Raw genomic sequence first — 966 nt, 5'->3', positions numbered from 1 at the left:
CTCGGAGCTGTCGCCGATCGCCCCAGCCCTCTCCGCCCGTTGCTGCTTCATCGCGCCGAACTTGCTCATGCCGCGCCTCGCTTCTTGTTCACTCGTGAAGCTGCAGACACGTTCACTTGTTCACATGTCCACGCCCATAGCGCGGCAACTTCCTCGGTCGCTTTGCCTTCGGGTTCCAGCTCGATCGCGGTTTTCCCCTGCGCCGTGCTGTGATGATAGATCGCCCGCTGGGTGAGCATGACGGGCGCAACGTCCACGCCCATGCCGGCGACGCCATCACCGCCCTCGATCAGCTCGCGGGCATCCCGGTAGGTCGTCGGTGCGCGCTGGGGGCCGCCCATGAACAGCACGAACGCGGTCTTGCCGGTCGCCTGCACCAGCTCGGCCGTCATCTCTACGGCTTTGAGATCGAAGGCTTGCGGGCGACAGGGAATCAGCACCAGGTCGGCGACCTTGCAGGCTTCCCGCGCCATGATGTCGGCATGGGGAGGGGTGTCTATCACCACCAGGTCGGCCCCGAGTTCGGCTGCTTGCTGGAGCTTGCGGGGCAAGAGGGAAGGGGAGGCACAATCGACCACTTCCAGGTCCGACGATCCGCGCCATTCGCTCCAATGGCTCGCCGTTGCCTGCGGGTCGGTATCGAGGATCAACGTCGTAAGCCCTGCGCCCGCGCCAGCCGCTGCAAGGTGGATCGCCAACGTCGTCTTGCCCGCGCCCCCCTTCTGGCTGATGACAGTGATAACCTTCATGTGAACCCCTGAACAGGTGAACGTGTGAGCGTGTAAGCATGTGGACGTGTGAACACATGAACGTGTGAACGATTGGAGCGCGGTGGTCAATGATGTTGATTGGCGGCGATCCGCCATGCGGATCCTCGCCCCGCCAGCCGATCGGAACCCGGCAGGGCCAAGACCGCTTGCGGGCTTGGGGAGCGAAGCGACTGAGAGCGGCGGTGCCGCGTAGCGG

General features: G+C 64.5%; 1 protein-coding gene. It reads right to left on the bottom strand.

Annotation, left to right across the window (positions count from 1 at the left end; all coding sequences use genetic code 11):
• Positions 1-65: 65 nt before the first annotated feature.
• Entirely contained in the window at positions 66-749 is a 684-nt protein-coding gene (gene parA / locus AX709_RS11455) for a ParA family partition ATPase (protein ID WP_066488208.1), read from the bottom strand.
• Positions 750-966: the final 217 nt, after the last annotated feature.

Source organism: Sphingomonas sp. CCH15-F11 (assembly GCF_001557005.1).
Taxonomy (GTDB): domain Bacteria; phylum Pseudomonadota; class Alphaproteobacteria; order Sphingomonadales; family Sphingomonadaceae; genus Sphingomonas.
Note: the sequence above shows the minus strand (reverse complement) of the source record. Positions and strands in the feature narration are given on the sequence as shown.

Bases quoted from the DNA above. Each gene is read 5' to 3' on its own strand.
- parA (WP_066488208.1), bottom strand. From the start codon at position 749: ATGAAGGTTATCACTGTCATCAGCCAGAAGGGGGGCGCGGGCAAGACG.